This window comes from Lysobacter changpingensis (genome assembly GCF_017308985.1).
GTDB classification, from domain to species: Bacteria; Pseudomonadota; Gammaproteobacteria; order Xanthomonadales; family Xanthomonadaceae; genus Lysobacter_J; species Lysobacter_J changpingensis.
Map to the genome: position 1 here is coordinate 1006313 of NZ_JADWPE010000003.1, position 16308 is coordinate 1022620.

Below are 16308 nucleotides of genomic sequence, written 5' to 3' on the forward strand. Positions count from 1 at the left end.
CGTTCAAGCACTCGCTTGCCATGCATGGGGATGCAACTTCGATGAAACGTAACGTGCTCGCCGCGACGATGTCGCGGGCGCTGTGGTGCGCGCTCGTCGCACCGGTGGGCCTGGCCGCTTCCTTCGGTACCGCGCTGGCCAACGAGGCGCCGGCCGATGCCTCGCCCGATCCGAAGCAGCTCGACTCGGTGGTGGTGCAGGCGGACATCGCCTACCGCAATCGCACCGATTCGGTCGCGCCGGTGCTGTCGTACGATCTGGAATACTTCCAGCGCTTCGAACCGCTCACCGTCGGCGACATGCTCAAGCGCGTGCCGAGCGTGGTGTTCGTGTCCGACGTGCTCGAATACGACGGCGCGCAGCTGCGCGGCCTGGATCCGGGCTACACGCAGATCCTCATCAACGGCAAGAAGGTGCCCGGCGCGGGCAACGACCGCTCGTTCTTCGTCGACCGCATCCCGGCCGAACTGGTCGAACGCATCGAGATCGTGCGCAGCACCAGCGCGAACCGTTCCGGCGACGCCGTCGCCGGCGCGCTGAACATCGTGCTGCGCGACGCCTACGAGTTCGACGGCAAGTACGTGCGCGTGGGCGCGCTGCGCTTCGACGACGGCGAGGTCAAGCCGACCTACGGCGCGGTCGCCAGCGGCGAAGTCGGCGGCGGGCGCCTGCTCGGCGGCTTCAACGTGCAGGGGCGCTACAACCCCAAGCGCAAGCGCAGCGACCGTTTCGAGGAACCCGGCGGCGGGTTCGTCGATCGCGAGGACCAGGACGACACGCGCGACGGCGACGATTACTCCGCAAACCTGTCGTACACGCGCGACATCGGCACCGGCCGGCTTTCGGTGGATGGCTTCTACGTGCGCACCGACCGCACCGAAACCGAGCATTCGGTCGAGTACAACGATCCGGGCAGCACCAGCCGGGACAACCTGCTGTCGATCAACGACCAGGTCGAGACAATCAGGCAGGACAACTGGTCGCTCGGCGTGGAATACGCGTTCGACATGGCCGGCGGCCGTACGGAATTCGATATCGATTACGCGCGCTTCGATGACGACACGCGCTCGACCGAGGAGGAAAGCGGTTTCGACGACGAGGACACGCCGCCCTCGTTCGACGAACGCGAAGGCACGCGCACGCTGACCGGGACGCGCGACAGCGAAGGCACGTTCAAGCTCGCGCACAAGCGCGGCGTGGGCGGTGCGACGATGGAATTCGGCGTGGATTTCATGGACAAGCGCCGCGAGACCACGCTGCAGGTCAGCGAGGTCGACACCGACGAGGAAGGCGCCGCGCTGCCGCCGTACGACGAGTTCGACCGCAACGACAGCCGCATCGACGAAACCCGCGTAGATCCGTACCTGATGTTCACCGGCACGGTCGGCGCGCTGGCATGGGAAGCGGGCCTGCGTTACGAGACGACCGACGTCGACATCGCCTTCGACGACGACGCGGCCAGCAACGACTACAACACGCTGCTGCCGTCGGCGCACCTGAAGTGGGATTTCACCAGCGCCGACCGCCTGCTGTTCTCGGTGGGCCGCACGGTGCGTCGCCCGAACTTCGACCAGATCCTGCCGCTCACGCTGGAGGAGGAGTTCGGCGACAACGACTTCACCGGCAATCCCACGCTCGATCCCGAGCGCGCCTGGGGCGTGGATTTCGGCTACGAGCGCCGCCTCGGCACGCGCGGCGTGTTCGGCGTGAACGTGTTCTATCGCGCCGTGAAGGACCTGATCGAGATCGTCAACACCGGCGAGCCGAGTTCGACCGCGCTGGGCGATTACGAGGACGAGGTGGAGGAGTTCCTCGACGCAAATCCCGATGCGACGCCGACCACGCCGGGCTATCCGGAGTTCGATCCGGACAGCTTCGTCTACACCGCGCGCAACGTCGGCGACGGCAGCGTGTACGGCATCGAGTTCGACCTGTCCACGCCGCTCACCGCGCTGGGCCTGCCGGACACGGGCCTGTTCGTGAATTACTCGTGGCTGGACAGCGACGTCGAGGACGATTTCGGCGAGCGCCGCTTCAACAACCAGGCGAAGTACGTCTACAACGTCGGCTTCATCCATGACGTGCGCGACTGGGGCATGTCGTTCGGTGCGAGCTATCGCCGCCAGGGCGACGCGTATGCGCGCCTGCTCGCCGAGGAAGTGACGACGACGTACGACGGCGACCTGGAAGTGTTCGTCGAGAAGCGCTTCGGCGACAACCTCTCGCTGCGCCTGACCGGCTCGAACCTGCTCGATGCGAACAAGGACGAAGCCTTCCACAAGTTCGACAACGCCGCCGACCAGCTCGATCGCGATTACGACGAGTTCGAGCTGGAAAGCGAATCGTCCGGGCCGGTGTACCAGCTGATCATGCGGTATTCGTTCTGACCTGGGGCGGCGCGGCCCCTTCCGCACGGGAGGGGCTGCGGCGATCACGGCGCGTGAGGCACACTGGCGGCCTCCTGCGCCGGGGGTATCGCCCATGAAGATCGTCGAAGTCCGCCATCCCCTCGTCCAGCACAAGCTCGGCCTGATGCGCGTCGGCGACATCAGCACGAAGGCGTTCCGCGAGCTGGCGTCGGAAGTCGCCACGCTGCTGACCTACGAGGCGACGGCGGACCTGGAAACCGAGGAAGCCATCGTCGAGGGCTGGGCCGGCCCGGTGAGGACGCGCCGCATCAAGGGCGCGAAGGTCACGCTGGTGCCGATCCTGCGGGCGGGCCTGGGGATGCTGCCGGGCGTGCTCGAACTGATCCCCGCGGCAAAGGTCGGCGTGGTCGGCCTGCAGCGCGACGAGAAGACGCTGCAGCCGGTGGGCTACTACGAGAAGCTGACCGGCCGCATGGACGAGCGCACCGCGATCATCCTCGATCCGATGCTCGCCACCGGCGGCACGCTGGTGGCGACGGTGGACATGCTCAAGGCCGCCGGCTGCAAGCGCATCAAGGGCCTGTTCCTGGTCGCCGCGCCGGAAGGCCTTCGCGTGCTGGAAGCGAAGCATCCGGACGTGGAGGTCTACACGGCGTCCGTCGACGAGCGGCTCAACGATGTGGGCTACATCCTGCCGGGACTCGGCGACGCGGGCGACAAGATCTTCGGGACGCGGCACGGCTGAGGAGGCGGGGCCGAGCTGCTTCGGATGCGCCCTCGCCGATGGCCATCCCCACTGCGCCATCCCGGCGAAAGCCGGGCTGCAGGGCTGGGCCGCGCCCGCCACCGTCATGCAACACGCATGGATTCCCGCCTTCGCGAATGACGGTCGGAGATGCGGACCTCGCTTACCAGTTGTTCCGCCCGTCCATCTTCTCGACGGTGATCTTCGACCAGTCCAGGTCGTCCACCAGCCGCAGGTTGATGCCATAGATCCGCTGCGTCGGGACGGTGCCGGGGGTGAAGCCTTCCTTCGCGCTGCCATCGGCGTTGTAGGCCGAGGCCCAGTCCGGCGAGTCGCCCCAGGTCTGCATGCCGCAGCGACCGCAGAAATGGTGCTGGTTCATCCCGCGCGCCGAATACGTGCGTTCATCCTCCGTCGACAGGAACGCCAACTGGTCCGGCGCGTAGTACGCCCAGACCGCGCCGGTGCGTGCGCAGAAGCTGCAGTTGCATTCCTTGGCGGAAGTCGGCGCTTCGGGGGCCTGGATCTTCGTGGCGCCGCAATGGCAGGACGCGATCATCGACATGGCACGGCTCCTTTCCTCTGGAGCCGCGATCATGGCACGGGCTGCTGACAGCGGTTGGCAGCAGGGTTGGCAGCATCTCCTGGCGCGGTCCCCGGGTGCGGCCTGCGGCCTTACCCGGGCTACAAAAGCGGCTGGCGGTTGTAGCCCGGCAAGCCAGCGCACGCGGGATCCCCTCACGCTCCCTACTTCGACGCCCCGGCGTCCGGCGTGAACAACAGGTCCTGATAGTCGTAACTGAAATCCGCGATGGGCGAGGCGGCCTTCATCGTGATCCGCTCCACCTTCCCGTCCGCGCCCAGCGCGAAGGTGACGTACGCCGGTTCGATCGTCGCGTCGTCCCACACCGTGCGGAAGGTGTCGTGCTGCACGTGCTCCAGCGAGCCGGCCATGCCGGGCGTCTGCAGGAAGTCGATGCGCAATGCGCCCTTGCCGCCCTTGATGTCGATCGGTCCGTACCACGGATCGCGGTAACGCCCCGCGTACTGCGCCAGCGGCAACGACGGCTTGCCGCCGCCCGTCGGCCGCGACTTCGCAGCCGCCGCCAGCGCCTTCAGTCCGCCCTCGATGCGCGCATCCATGAACTCGTCGAACGCCGCGACCCAGTCGGTCTCCGGCGCGCCGATCGCATGGTCGATGATCTCCAGCGCGACGCCGCGCATCGCCTGCGTGTCCTCGGAATTCATCAGCACGGCGATGCCGAAATCGCGATCCGGAATCATGGCCACGTACGCCTGCACGCCGAACACCGCGCCGCCGTGGTCGAGCAGCTTCTCGCCGCGGTAATCGCGCACGTTCCAGCCCAATGCATACGACGAGAACTTCGGCGCGGCCGACGCCAGCTTGCCCGGCCACGCCGGCGTGGGCGTGAGCACGGCCGGCGTCCACATCTGCTTCGACTGCGCCTCGCTGAACACCTTCACCGGCGCGCCGGCGTCGTTCGTCCACGTGCCCTTGCCGAGCTGCACCTGCAACCACTGCCCCATGTCGTTCGCGCTGGACGACAGGCCGCCCGCCGGTGCGCCGTTGTCGCCGAGCGTCTTGCGTTCGTCGAGCACCGCCTGCGCGCCGATGCCGCGCACGGCGCCGCCGGTGCGCGCATGCGGCCAGGCGCGGTTCGGGTTCGCGAAACGCGCGGACTGCTCCGTCACCGAGTCGTCCATGCCGGCCGGCTTGAGCACGCGCTCACGCGTGAAGACTTCCCACGTCTGCCCGCTCACTTCCTCGATCAGTTGACCGGCCACCGCGTACAGCAGGTTGTCGTAGGCGTAGCCGCTGCGGAAGCTCGTCGCCGGCTTGATGTGGCGCAGCGCACGCACCGTGTCGGCGCGACTGCGCGAGGACGCCGGCACGAACATCAGGTCGCCCGCACCCAGGCCGAGCCCGCTGCGATGCACGAGCAGGTCGCGCACCGTCATCTCGTTCGTCACCCACGGGTCGTGCATGCGGAACCACGGCATGTGGTCGATGACCTTGTCGTCCCAGCGCAGCTTGCCGTCGTCGACCAGCACGGCGAGTGCCGCCGCCGTGATCGCCTTTCCGGTCGAACCGGTCGGGAAGATCGTGTCGGCGTCCACGCGTTCCGGCAAACCCAGCCTGCGCACGCCGTAGCCTTTCGCCAGCACGGGCTTGCCGTTCTCGACGATGGCGATGGCCATGCCGGGCACGCCGTGTTCGCGCATCGCCGCGTCGACGCGCGCGTCGAGGTCCGCCGGAGGCGCGGCGAATGCGGGCATCGCGAGCAGCGCCGCCGCAAGCAACGCCAGTCGCAGGGATTCGATCGGACTCATGTGGATTGTCCTCGTGAGGCTCATGACAGGCATGCATCGACCAGGCGTTCGAATGACGCGCCGCCGCGCATCGGATCGGCGACCGGCAGGCCGAGGCGGTCGGACTCGGACGCGAGCAGCCGCAACGCCGCGGTTTCTTCGAGCCGCGAGGTGTTGAGCCCGACGCCACCGCAACGGATACGCGGATTCGTGCGGGCGCCCAACCGCAGGGCGAGATCGATCGTCTCCTCGATGGAAGGCAATGCGTACGCGGGATGACCCAGCACGCGTTCGCGCCCCGCTTCGTGGCAAGCCACGATGACGTCCGGCTGGCTGCCGTGCAGCAACGCGAGCGACACGCCCGCGTACGCCGGATGGAACAGAGAGCCCTGCCCTTCGATCACGTCCCAATGGTGTTCGGCAGCATCGGGCGAGAGCATTTCCGCCGCACCGGCCGCGAAATCCGCGACCACCGCGTCCATCGGAATGCCGCCTCCTGCGATGAGGATGCCGGTCTGGCCGGTCGCGCGGAACGTCGCATCGATGCCGCGCGCGACGAAGGCATGCGTCAGCGCGAGCGCCGTGTACTTCTTGCCGAGCGCGCAATCGGTGCCGAGCGTCAGCAGGCGTTTGCCCGTGCGCGGTTTGCCGGTGGCGATGGGAATGGCCGATGGCGGTTCACGCACGTCGATCAGCCGGCGCCCGAGGCGCGCTGCGGCTTCGCGCAGCACGTCGATGTCGCGAAGCCGCGCGTGCATGCCGCTGACGACGTCGAGCCCCGCTTCCATCGCGCGCACCAGCGCAGGCCACCATGTCGCGGGAATGAAGCCGCCGGAGTTCGCCACGCCGATCACGATGGCCTTCGCACCGGACGCCGCCGCCTGTTCCGGCGTCATTCGCGCAAGGCCGGTGACGACCGTCGCGCCGTCGATCGCGTATTCGCCGACGCAGCGCCCGCCGGCCCAGTCGCGCAGGCCGAAGGCGGTTTTCGCGTAGCCGGGCTCGGTCGTGTCGCCGAGGAACAACAGGTAGGGTTGCGGAAGAACGACGTCGGACTTCAAGTGATTCATCCTGGTACAGGCGCGCCGCAACGCGCGGGCGGCTCGCGGGCCGCCCGCGTCCTGCCGGTTCAGAAGCGGTAGTCGACTTCCACGCCGAAGGTGCGCGGCTGGATCGGCGAGGCCGCGGTGTGGTGCGTGATGCCGGTGACCTGGTCGACGATGTCGTTCATCGTCGAATACGCGCGCTCGTCGGTGGCGTTCTTCAGGTACGCGCGCAGCGTCCAGTTGGTGTTGGAGAACGCGGCGTACAGGTCGAACGCGTAGTAGCTGTCGATCACCAGCGGTTCGGTGATCTGCTCGTCCAGCACGGTCGGCGGATCGAGCAGGCGCACGATCTGGCGTTCGGTCGTGCCGTTGGTGCGGTCGTCGACCCAGCGCACGCCGCCGCCGAAGGTGGCGCTCCAGTTGCCGCCCAGCGGGACGAACCAGTCGGCCGTGATCGACCACGTCAGGTCGGGCACATACGGCATGCGGTCGTTCTTGAGGCCCGTGTTCACCTCGACCTGCGCGGGGCCGGCGGGGACGATGATCGCCGGGAAATCCTCGTCGATCTTCGCGTCGTTGTACGCTGCGTTGACGCCGAGCGTGAGGCCGTCCACCGGACGGAACACGGCCGAGGCCTCGATGCCGCGACTGGTCGCTTCGCCGCCGTTGACCAGGCCGCTGATGCCGTTCACCTGCGACGCCACCTGGATGTCTTCCCAGTCGATCTGGTAGGCGGTGAGGTCCAGCACGACGCGGTTGCCGGCGAAGGCCGACTTCATGCCGATCTCGTAGCTGGTGAGCATCGAGGAATCCACCACCGGCGGCAGGCCGGGGGCGAGCACGTTCGGGCCGCCCGGCTGGTAGCCGGTGGCGGCCTTCGCATAGAGCATCACGTCCTCGTTGAGCTGGAACTGCGGCGTGACGCTCCAGGTGAAGACGTCTTCGCTGGAGTCGTTGGTGCTCGTACCGATCGGCAGCAGGATGCCGTCGCTGACGATCTGCGCGAAGTCCTGCTCGTTGCGCGAGAAACGCACGCCGGCGCCGAGCTTGAACCAGTCGTTGAACTTGTAGGAACCGTTGGCGAAGACCGCCGTTTCCTCGTACGTGCTCGGGATCGCCAGGTCGCCGAGCGTGGACAGCCCCGGGATCGGCGATCCGTCGAACTGCGTGATCGGCACCGTCTGCGCGTTGTCGCCGTCCTCGTCGGAATAGAACGTGCCCACCAGCCACTCGAACGGCTGGCCGGACTTGGAGGTCAGGCGGAATTCCTGCGTGATCTGGTTGAGGTCCAGCGCATAGGTGAGCGACGCCCGGCCCGGCGGAAGCCCGAACAGCGCGGTGAACGGGCCGTAGGTCAACGTCTGGTCGCTGGTGATGACGGTGTGCGTGTCGGAGTAGCTCGTCGCCGAGACGAAATCGGCGAAGCCCAGGTCCCAGTCGACCGTGAGCGCGTAATGGTCGAGCTCCTTGATGAACGGCTCGTCCTCGTAGATGTAGTTGCTCAGGCCGGCGATGGGCTCGTGCGTTTCCGGATCCAGCGCGATGGTGCCGTTGTTCTCGCTGTCGATCTCCTGCCGCATCACCGCGAACTGGGCGCTGACGACGTCGCTTTCCCACAGCAGCGCCGCGCGTGCGCTGGTCTGCTCGCCTTCGTTGATGTCCTTGCGGCCATCGACGAGGTTGTCGACGTAACCGGCGATGTCGTTGCGCGCGTAGCTCACGCGCAACGCGAGGGCGTCCTGCACCAGCGGCAGGTTCATGCCCACGCGATAGTTCGTGCCCAGGTCGCCCGCGCCCTCGGTGTCGGACACACCGCCGCCGATGCGGAACTCGCGGGTGGAGGTGTCCGGCTTGCGCGTCATGTACTTGAGCAGGCCGCCCATCGCACCGGCACCGTACAGCGTGCCCTGCGGGCCGCGCAGCACTTCGATGCGCTCGATGTCGTACGGGAACAGGTCCAGCGAGAACAGGGTGGCCTGCTGGTAGAGGCTGTTGGAGCCGACCGGCGTTTCGTCGAGGTAGGTGCCGACGGTCGAGCCGGGCGACATCGCCGCGATGCCGCGCATCGACACCTGCGTCTGGCCCGGCGTGCCGTTGGACTGCAGTTGCAGGCCGGGCACGTAGCTGGCGTAGTCGGACATCTGCGTGGCGTTGAAGTTCTCAAGCTGCTGGCCACCGAGCACGGTGATCGCGGCGGCGACCTCGCGGATGTTCTCCTCGCGCTTGTTCGCGGTGACCGTCATGTTGTCGAGCGTGGTGATCGACGATTGCGCGGCGACGTCGTCCGCCGGCGTCGTCGACGCGCCCTGCTCCTGTGCCATGACCGGCGCGGCCAGCGCGAAGGCCAGCGTGACCGCCAGCGACCGGTGGATCGCCTTCGTCAGCGGGCGGCGCCGCATGGCGGTGTCGTCGCGCTTGTCGTGCATGTGCATTCCCCTCTCCCCAGAGTTCGCCGGTTGCGACCGGTCTGTCAGCCCAGGACGTCGCGGCGCGGGCGGCCCGGGCCGTCCGTCGCGGGTGCGATGTCGATGCAGGAACGACCGCGGTGCGAGGCCGCGGTCGCATCGTTGAAGTCGTTCGGACGCGCGGCGGTGGTGCGGTCGGATCGCGGCGCCGGATGCGGAAGGTCCACGGCGAGGCCCGCCACGCGGGGCCGCTGCCGTCGATCGCTGAAGGGTAAGCCAGTCGTCATGCTGCGCTCCTTCACTCCGTATCAGGATCTAAACATCCTGATTGGAAACATGTCAATCGAATCGGGCGTGTTCAGCCGCAAACTTCGCGTCGGGATCGTTGCCGGCTTCGGCCCGGCGCACCGCACCGTCCAGCAGGCGCAGCAGCGTGCCGGCCGCCGCGGCCACCATCGCCATCGCGCCGAAGAACGCCGACGGCCCGATGCCGGTCCACAACATGCCCAGCACGCCGGCCAGCAGGTTTCCGCCGAAGGAAGCGAAGAACCAGCCGGCGATCGTCGTCGCGCCATGCCCCTTCGGCGCCAGCCGCGCGAACAGGCCCAGCCCGATCGGCAGGATGAACAGCTCGCCCGTGGTGAGGACGAGGAAGAACAGCGCGAGCCAGATCCAGCTCGCCTGCCCGTGCGCGGACGCATCGACGAAGGCGAGCATCGCGAACGCCGCACCGACGCCGAACGCGCCCATCGCCATCTTCCGCGCCGGGGTCGGTTCGCGACCGCTCCGTGCCTGCCGTGTCCAGTGCGCGACCAGCAACGGCGTCAGCGCGATCACCAGCAGCGGATTCAGCGCCTGGAACCAGGTCATCGGAATGACGACGTCGCCGGCCAGATGACGATCGATGCCCGCATCGGCCCACAACGCGATCGTGTTGCCGGTCTGTTCGTACGCGCCGCGGAACAGCATCACGCACAGCGCCACCGCGACCAGCGCGATCACGCGTTGACGCAGCGCGTGGTGCGGCGTCGTGCCGCCGCTCGTTTCGACATCCTGCGAACGGGGCGCCGCCGTTTCCGCCGGCAGCCAGCGCTGGCCGAGCACATACAACGTCAGTCCGCCGAGCATGCCGATGCCCGCCGCGCCGAAGCCCCAGTGCCAGCCGTACACCTCGCCGAGCGTGCCGCACACCAGCGGCGCGAGCAGCCCGCCGAGGTTCGTGCCGACGTAGTAGAAGTTGTACGCCGATCCGCGCCGCGGATCGTCCTTCGCATACAGCCCGTCGATCTGGCTCGGCAGGCTCGGCAGGAACAAACCGTTGCCCAGCGCGATGGCGGCGAGCGCGAAGAAGAACAGCGATTCGGACGCCATCAGGAAATGACCGAACGCCATGATCGTGCCGCCGATGATCACCGCGCGTCGCCGGCCCAGCCAGCGGTCGGCGATGACGCCGCCGACGATCGGCGTGAAGTACACCGTTGCGGTGTACAGGCCGTAGATCATCGACGCCTGCTGTTGGCCGATCAGCAACTGCTTGGTCATGTAATAGACCAGCAGCGCGCGCATGCCGAAGTAGGAGAACGTCTCCCACATCTGCGTGAGGAACAGGATCGCCAGCCCCGGCGGCTGCCCGAAGAACCGGCGCGTGCCGGCGCTGGCGCGCGGCGCGGCGGCGATCACGCGACCGCGTCCGGCGTGCCCCATACCGCATCGGGGCAATCGACGTGGCCGTCGGCGTAGACCACGCCCGGCGTGCGGTCGCGGTCGAGGAACAGCGGGCCGTCCAGATCGACGATGTCACAGAACTGGCCGAGCAGGAACGCCGGCGCCATCGCCAGGCTCGTGCCGACCATGTTGCCGACCATCACGCGCTTGCCGAGTTCGCGTGCGCGCTGCGCCATCATCAGGCCTTCGGTCAGGCCGCCGCATTTGTCGAGCTTGATGTTGACCACGTCGAACCAGCGCGCGCGTGCTTCCAGTTCGTCCAGGTCGAGGATGCTTTCGTCGGCGGCGATGGGCACGGTGCGATCCACGCCGTCGAGTTCGGCCTCGTGCCCGCGTCGGCAGGGTTGTTCGAGCAGCGACACGCCTTCATCCGCCAGCACCGGCAGCAACTGCGAGAGCGTGTCGGGCACGTAGCCCTGGTTCGCATCGACGCCGAGCCACACGTCCGGGCGCGCTGCCCGCACCGCGCGAAGGCGCGCGATGTCGAGATCCGCCTCGCCGGTGAGCTTCACCTTGATCGCCCGCGCATGCGTGTACGCGCGGGCACGATCGGCCATGACCGCAGGCTCGTCCGCGCCGACGGTGAAGGTGGTGAGCAACGGCCGGGGCCGATCCATATTGGCGAGCTGCCAGGCGGGCACGTCGGCCAGCGCCGCCTCCAGTTCCCACAACGCGCAGTCCACCGCGTTGCGCGCGCCGCCGGACGGCAGAAGCGTGCGCAGTTCGTGCCGGCCGACGCCGTCCTGCAGGACGTCGCGCAGGTACTCGATGGCGGGCAGCATCTTCGCCGGGGTGTCCTGCGTGTAGTACACGCCGGCCGCTTCGCCGCGCCCGGTGCGCCCGTTCTTGCGCAGGGTGACGAGCGTCACCGGCGAGACTTCGAAGACATGTCCGGAGATGCGGAACGGAGCGGACAGGCGCAGGTCCTCGTTCCGCAGCCCGAGCTGGACGCGGTGGGTCTTGGTCACGACGATGCTCCCGGAAGTGCGCGGCGGCTCATGCCGCCACGCAGGTGGGTTCGATCAGTAGTTGGCGCTGAAGCCCATGAGGTGCGTGGCAAAGCCGATCCACAGCAGCGCCAGGCACGAAACCGCAAGCACGATGCTCCACAGCTTCGCCCACCACGAGCGCGGGCTGCGCAGCACGACCCACGCATTCCACAGCGCGATCGCCGCGCCCAGCGGCAGCACGATCGCCGCGAGCACGCGCAGTGCGATCACGTAGACGTCGCTGGCCGGCGACATCATCGCCAGGTCGGACATCATCGCGAAGACCATGCCGATCATCGCGCCCATCGAGGCGAGCACGGCGAGCGAGGCGATGCGAACCCAGCGGTGCGCGCGCGCGTCGGTTCCGGTCAGCGGATAACGCGCACCGTAATGGCGGCGCACCATCGCCGACACCGGCCATGCGATCACCGTGAACAGCAGCGCGGCGAGGCTGCCGACCAGCATGGTCAGGAACACGCCCGGCGTCTGCCACCACGCGGCGCGCTGGAACACCATGATCGCGGCGATCGGCTCGGCGCTGAAACGCACCACGCGGCCGTCGACGACTTCCGCCGCGAGGCGGTCGCCGCTGCCGGTGTCCTGCCACACGAAGGGGGCGATCTCGCGCCACTTCTTCGGCGCGCCGCTGTAGCCTGCGAGCATCGGCACGCTGATGGTGCCGTCCTCGTTCGCGACGACCTTCGCCTGGCCCAGCATGTAGACCAGGTTCATGAAGTTGGAATCGGCGCGGCGGCTGCTGTTGTACGCGCCGGCGATAAGCTGCGCGTGTTCCTTCGCGGTGGCCTCGTCGATGCCCTTGGCGACGTTCGACGGGCCCGGCAGGTAGCGGTTGGCGAAACCGGTGACCAGTCCGTCGCGGATCAGGCGTGCGCTGCCGTCCTTGCCGGCGCTGTTGGTCGACACGAAGATGCCGATGCCGTCGTCCGGGAACAGCTGCAGGTCGCTGTGGAACCACTGCGTGTCGCCGCCGTGGGCGATCGCGCGATGGCCGTTCATCGTGGTCTCGTAGAAGCCCAGCATCATGCGGTTGAGCGGCTTGATCGAATCCTGGCCGGTCTCGTGCATCTCGCGCGCGGTGGCTTCGCCCAGGATGCGCGACTCGCCGAAGGCGCCGTTGTTCAGGTGCGCGATCATGAAGTTGCCCATGTCCGCGGCGGTCGATGCGAGGCTGCCGGCGGGCGCGAGGTTGATGTACTCGTACGGCTGCGGCTTGCCGTCGGACGCGGTCTTGTAACCCTTCGACACCAGCGGCTGCAGGTGCTTCTCCAGCGGCTGCGAGAAGCTGGAATGCCGCATCTGCAGCGGCTTGAAGATGTGGTTGGCGACGTAGGCCTCGAACGGCTCGTCCGACACGCGCTGCACGACGTAACCGGCCAGCGCGGTGGCGTAGTTCGAGTACGCGGGCGTGGTGCCCGGTGCGTAGACGCGCTCGGGGATCCAGTGCTTGAGCGTGGAGTCCAGCGGCGCGATCTCCTTCTCGCTGTTGGCGATCAGCCCGCGGATCACTTCCTCCATGCCGGCGGTGTGCGTCATCACGTTGCGCAGCGTGACCGGCTTGCCTTGAAACGGCGGGATCTCGAAGTCGAGGTAGGAGTTGATGTCCTTGTCGAGATCGAGCTTGCCCTGTTCGACCAGCTGCATCACCGCCGTCCAGGTGAACAGCTTGGACACCGAGCCGGGGCGGAACAGCGTCTTCGCCGGATCGACCGGCTTGCGCGTGGCGAGGTCGGAATAGCCGTAGCCCTTCTGGAACAGCACCTTGCCGTCCTTCACCACGACGACGACGGAACCGGCGACGTCGGTCTGTTCCAGCGCGTAGGGCATGAAACCGTCGACCCAGGCTTCCAGGTCCGCGGCGGTGAGGCGTTCGTCGGCGGCGGGCACCGGCACGGCGACGGCGGACGCGTCGCCCGCGAGCGGCGCGGGTTCCTTGGGCGGCGGCGGCGTGGGCGCCTGCCCGGCGGGCGCGGCAGCGATGGCGGACATCGACGCGGACAACAGCGTCAGCGACAGCAGCGCCGCGGTAATCGGGCGCCAGCGGAAACCTCGCTTCGCATCCTGCGCAATCGGACTCGTCTTCAAGGAACGCACTCCCCACCAGTGAATACAGCCCCGTGCGGCAGGCACGGCCTGACACCAACTGACCCCGTTGGAGATAATGATCCTGATTGGAAAATTGTCAACCGGGTCCGGACGTCACCTAGAATTACAGGCCAACGGCCCGTTCGAGGCCGTCCGGGTCCCGGCCCCGCCCCACCGCCGGCCCATGCAGGAGCATTCATCGGCATGACCCAGCAGCACCCGACCATCGGCAGCCTCCTGCGCGCCCTGCGCGCCCGCAACGAATGGACGCTCAAGGAAATGAGCCAGCGGTGCGGCATTCCGCTGTCGACGCTGTCCAAGGTCGAGAACGACCGCCTCACCCTGACTTACGACAAGCTGCAGCAGATCAGCCAGCGCCTGAACATCCGCATGTCGGAACTGTTCGCCGAGGACGACAACACGCCCGAGCCGCCGGTCACCGCGCGGCGCAGCATCGGGCGGATCGAGGACGCCGTGCGCGTCACCACGCCCAATTACGACTACTTCTATCTGTGCCCGGAACTGCGCCGCAAGCGCATGATCCCGGTGATCACCCGCGTGCGCGCGAAGAGCATCGAGGAGTTCGGCGCACTGGTGCACCACTCGGGCGAGGAATACATCCACGTGCTCGAAGGCCGCGCCGAGGTGCACACCGAGTTCTACGATCCGATCGTGCTGGAAGCAGGGCAGTCGGTGTACATCGATTCGAACATGGGCCACGCGTACATCGCCGCCGACGGCTGCGAGGAAGTGGTGCTGCTGGGCGTGTGTTCGAGCGCCGACGAGCAGCTGATGGAATCGCTGATGCATCTGCACGGCGACGTGCCGCGCACGGGCACGCGCTGACGCATCCGGCCGCCCACCCCGGGTGCGCTTCGCTTACCCGGGCTACAACGACAGGGAATCAGCGAGCCGCTTCGCGGCGCCGACGCACGCGGCGCCAGACGAGCCCGACGACGACCACGACCGTCGCGCCACCAAGCAGCCAGGGCAGCAGCGCGCGATCCTGGTCGGCCGGCAGTTCGACGGCGTTGGACGCGCTCGCCGCGCTGAGCGCCGCCTGCGCCGCGTCCGGCGTGAGATGCCAGCGCCCTTCGCGCAGTTCGACCTTGCCTTCCAGCGGCGGCAGATGGAGTTCGCGCCAGTGGATGCGCAGGTCGCCCACGCGCGGTTCCAGCGGATTCTCGGCGCTGCCCAGGCCGTCGCCTTCAGGCTGGAACGATGCCGCGAGATTGGCCGGCAACCGCGAGAAATTCGGCCGGAACACGCGCCATTGGCCGAGCGTGCGCAACACGTTCACGTCGATGGGATGGCCGTCGAGCGTCGCGTCCATCGCCCACCAGCGACGGTTCTCGATCGGCTTGCGCGGGTTTTCGTGGCCCGGCGCGAAGCCGGACGAATCGATGCGCGCCGCGTTCCACACCTGCGTGTAGCCGTCGCCCCGTGCGCGCCACTGGTACATCTCGACCTGGCGATCCAGGCCGAACTGGCGCGTGGTCACGCCGAAGTCGCGATCGCGCAGGCCCTTGGCCGATTGCGGCGTGCCCAACGGTTCCTCGCCCGTATCTGCGCGCACGTCGGTTTGCCCGAACGCCACGGCGCCCATCGCGAGCGCGCACGAGAACGACAGCGCGAGCGCCGCGCGCGGAAACCTCATGCCGCCAGCGCCCTCGCGTGCAGCTCGGGCACTTCATGCGCAGTGCCGAACTTGCCCTTCTCGTCGCGCACCACCTGCGCCAGCGCGCACTGCGGATCGTGGGTGAAGAACAGATGCACGTTGCGGCGCAGCTTGTCGGCGAGGAACGCCTTCTTCTCGTCGATCAACAATTCCGCGTTACGGTCGTAGCCCATGGTGATGGGCACGTGCACCCACGGACGGCCCGGGATGAGATCTGCGCAGAACACCACGCCGCCGTGCGTTTCGCCGTCCACGCGATCTGGGCCGACGATTTCCGACAGCATCAGCCCCGGCGTGTGCCCGTCGCTGTAGTGGAAACGCACGGTATCGCCGAGCGCGTTCGAGTATTCGCCATCGACCAGTTCCAGGCGGCCGGTGGCTTCCAGCAGCGCGGGAAGTTCGGGAATGAAACTGGCGCGGTCGCGCGGGTGCGGTTCCAGCGCGCGCTCGTAATGGCGACGACCGACGACGTAGGTCGCGTTCGGGAACAGCAGCTTCGGCGCCTGCCCTTCGCTCCACGGCGCGAGCAGGCCGCCGGCGTGATCGAAATGCAGGTGGGAGAGGACGACGACGTCGATGTCCTCGGGCTTGAAGCCGGCGTCATGGAGCGAATCGACCAGCACGTGGCGGTCTTCCACCACGCCGTAGCGTTCGCGCAGCTTCGGCTCGAAGAACGCACCGATGCCGGTTTCGAACAGCACCGTCTTTCCGTTCAGCGGAGTGGCGAGCAGCGCGCGACACGCGAGGTCGATGCGGTTCTCGTCGTCCGGCGATGCCCAGCGGGCCCACATCGCGCGCGGCGCGTTGCCGAACATCGCACCGCCGTCGAGCTTCTGGCTGTTGCCGAGGATGGACCAGAGTTTCATGGCGTCACCATTGCGTCGTTACGGCTCGATTTTAGCGCTGCGGGCGGGGAA

At 67.8% G+C, this 16308-nt stretch carries 13 protein-coding genes; 3 read left to right on the forward strand and 10 right to left on the reverse strand.

Going from position 1 to position 16308, the window contains the following annotated elements; translation table 11 throughout:
• Positions 1 to 41: 41 nt before the first annotated feature.
• Together I4U41_RS11560 and upp are read left to right on the forward strand one after the other, a co-directional pair.
• On the forward strand, positions 42 to 2387 hold the full coding sequence (locus I4U41_RS11560) for a TonB-dependent receptor plug domain-containing protein (protein ID WP_206861257.1): 2346 nt from the start codon (positions 42 to 44) through the stop codon (positions 2385 to 2387).
• 94 nt (positions 2388 to 2481) lie between these two features.
• Positions 2482 to 3114: a uracil phosphoribosyltransferase gene (gene upp / locus I4U41_RS11565; protein ID WP_206861258.1), complete on the forward strand. Its 633-nt coding sequence runs from the start codon at positions 2482 to 2484 to the stop codon at positions 3112 to 3114.
• Positions 3115 to 3277: 163 nt separating this feature from the next.
• Here the strand turns inward: upp and I4U41_RS11570 are convergent, their stop codons facing one another.
• From I4U41_RS11570 to I4U41_RS11605, 8 genes are all read right to left on the reverse strand, one after another.
• Positions 3278 to 3679, reverse strand: coding sequence for a GFA family protein (locus I4U41_RS11570; protein ID WP_206861259.1), 402 nt, complete (start codon positions 3677 to 3679; stop codon positions 3278 to 3280).
• A gap of 182 nt (positions 3680 to 3861) precedes the next feature.
• Complete coding sequence (locus I4U41_RS11575; protein WP_242525126.1) at positions 3862 to 5466, reverse strand: serine hydrolase; 1605 nt, start codon at positions 5464 to 5466, stop codon at positions 3862 to 3864.
• A 20-nt stretch (positions 5467 to 5486) separates the two neighbouring features.
• Positions 5487 to 6506 carry an N-acetyltransferase DgcN family protein gene (locus tag I4U41_RS11580; RefSeq protein ID WP_425492546.1) on the reverse strand — a complete coding sequence of 340 codons (1020 nt, stop codon included), beginning with the start codon at positions 6504 to 6506 and terminating at the stop codon, positions 5487 to 5489.
• Positions 6507 to 6574: 68 nt separating this feature from the next.
• The gene (locus I4U41_RS11585; protein ID WP_206861261.1) at positions 6575 to 8917 is read right to left on the reverse strand and encodes a TonB-dependent receptor; all 2343 of its coding nucleotides are present in this window, start codon (positions 8915 to 8917) and stop codon (positions 6575 to 6577) included.
• 44 nt (positions 8918 to 8961) lie between these two features.
• Positions 8962 to 9183, reverse strand: a complete 222-nt coding sequence (locus I4U41_RS11590; RefSeq protein ID WP_206861262.1) for a hypothetical protein — start codon at positions 9181 to 9183, stop codon at positions 8962 to 8964.
• Between the two features lie 52 nt (positions 9184 to 9235).
• On the reverse strand, positions 9236 to 10600 hold the full coding sequence (locus I4U41_RS11595; protein WP_206861263.1) for a peptide MFS transporter: 1365 nt from the start codon (positions 10598 to 10600) through the stop codon (positions 9236 to 9238).
• Complete coding sequence (locus I4U41_RS11600; protein WP_320415180.1) at positions 10573 to 11589, reverse strand: dipeptide epimerase; 1017 nt, start codon at positions 11587 to 11589, stop codon at positions 10573 to 10575. The genes I4U41_RS11595 and I4U41_RS11600 overlap by 28 nt, the downstream gene beginning before the upstream one ends.
• Positions 11590 to 11643: 54 nt before the next feature.
• Positions 11644 to 13713: a serine hydrolase domain-containing protein gene (locus I4U41_RS11605; RefSeq protein WP_206861264.1), complete on the reverse strand. Its 2070-nt coding sequence runs from the start codon at positions 13711 to 13713 to the stop codon at positions 11644 to 11646.
• A gap of 204 nt (positions 13714 to 13917) precedes the next feature.
• Here I4U41_RS11605 and I4U41_RS11610 point away from each other — a divergent pair, with 204 nt between their 5' ends.
• Positions 13918 to 14559, forward strand: coding sequence for a helix-turn-helix domain-containing protein (locus I4U41_RS11610; protein WP_206861265.1), 642 nt, complete (start codon positions 13918 to 13920; stop codon positions 14557 to 14559).
• Between the two features lie 58 nt (positions 14560 to 14617).
• Here the strand turns inward: I4U41_RS11610 and I4U41_RS11615 are convergent, their stop codons facing one another.
• Both I4U41_RS11615 and I4U41_RS11620 read right to left on the reverse strand, forming a co-directional pair.
• Positions 14618 to 15370 carry a TMEM43 family protein gene (locus I4U41_RS11615; RefSeq protein ID WP_206861266.1) on the reverse strand — a complete coding sequence of 251 codons (753 nt, stop codon included), beginning with the start codon at positions 15368 to 15370 and terminating at the stop codon, positions 14618 to 14620.
• The gene (locus tag I4U41_RS11620; RefSeq protein WP_206861267.1) at positions 15367 to 16257 is read right to left on the reverse strand and encodes an MBL fold metallo-hydrolase; all 891 of its coding nucleotides are present in this window, start codon (positions 16255 to 16257) and stop codon (positions 15367 to 15369) included. Before I4U41_RS11620 ends, I4U41_RS11615 begins: the two co-directional genes overlap by 4 nt.
• Positions 16258 to 16308: the final 51 nt, after the last annotated feature.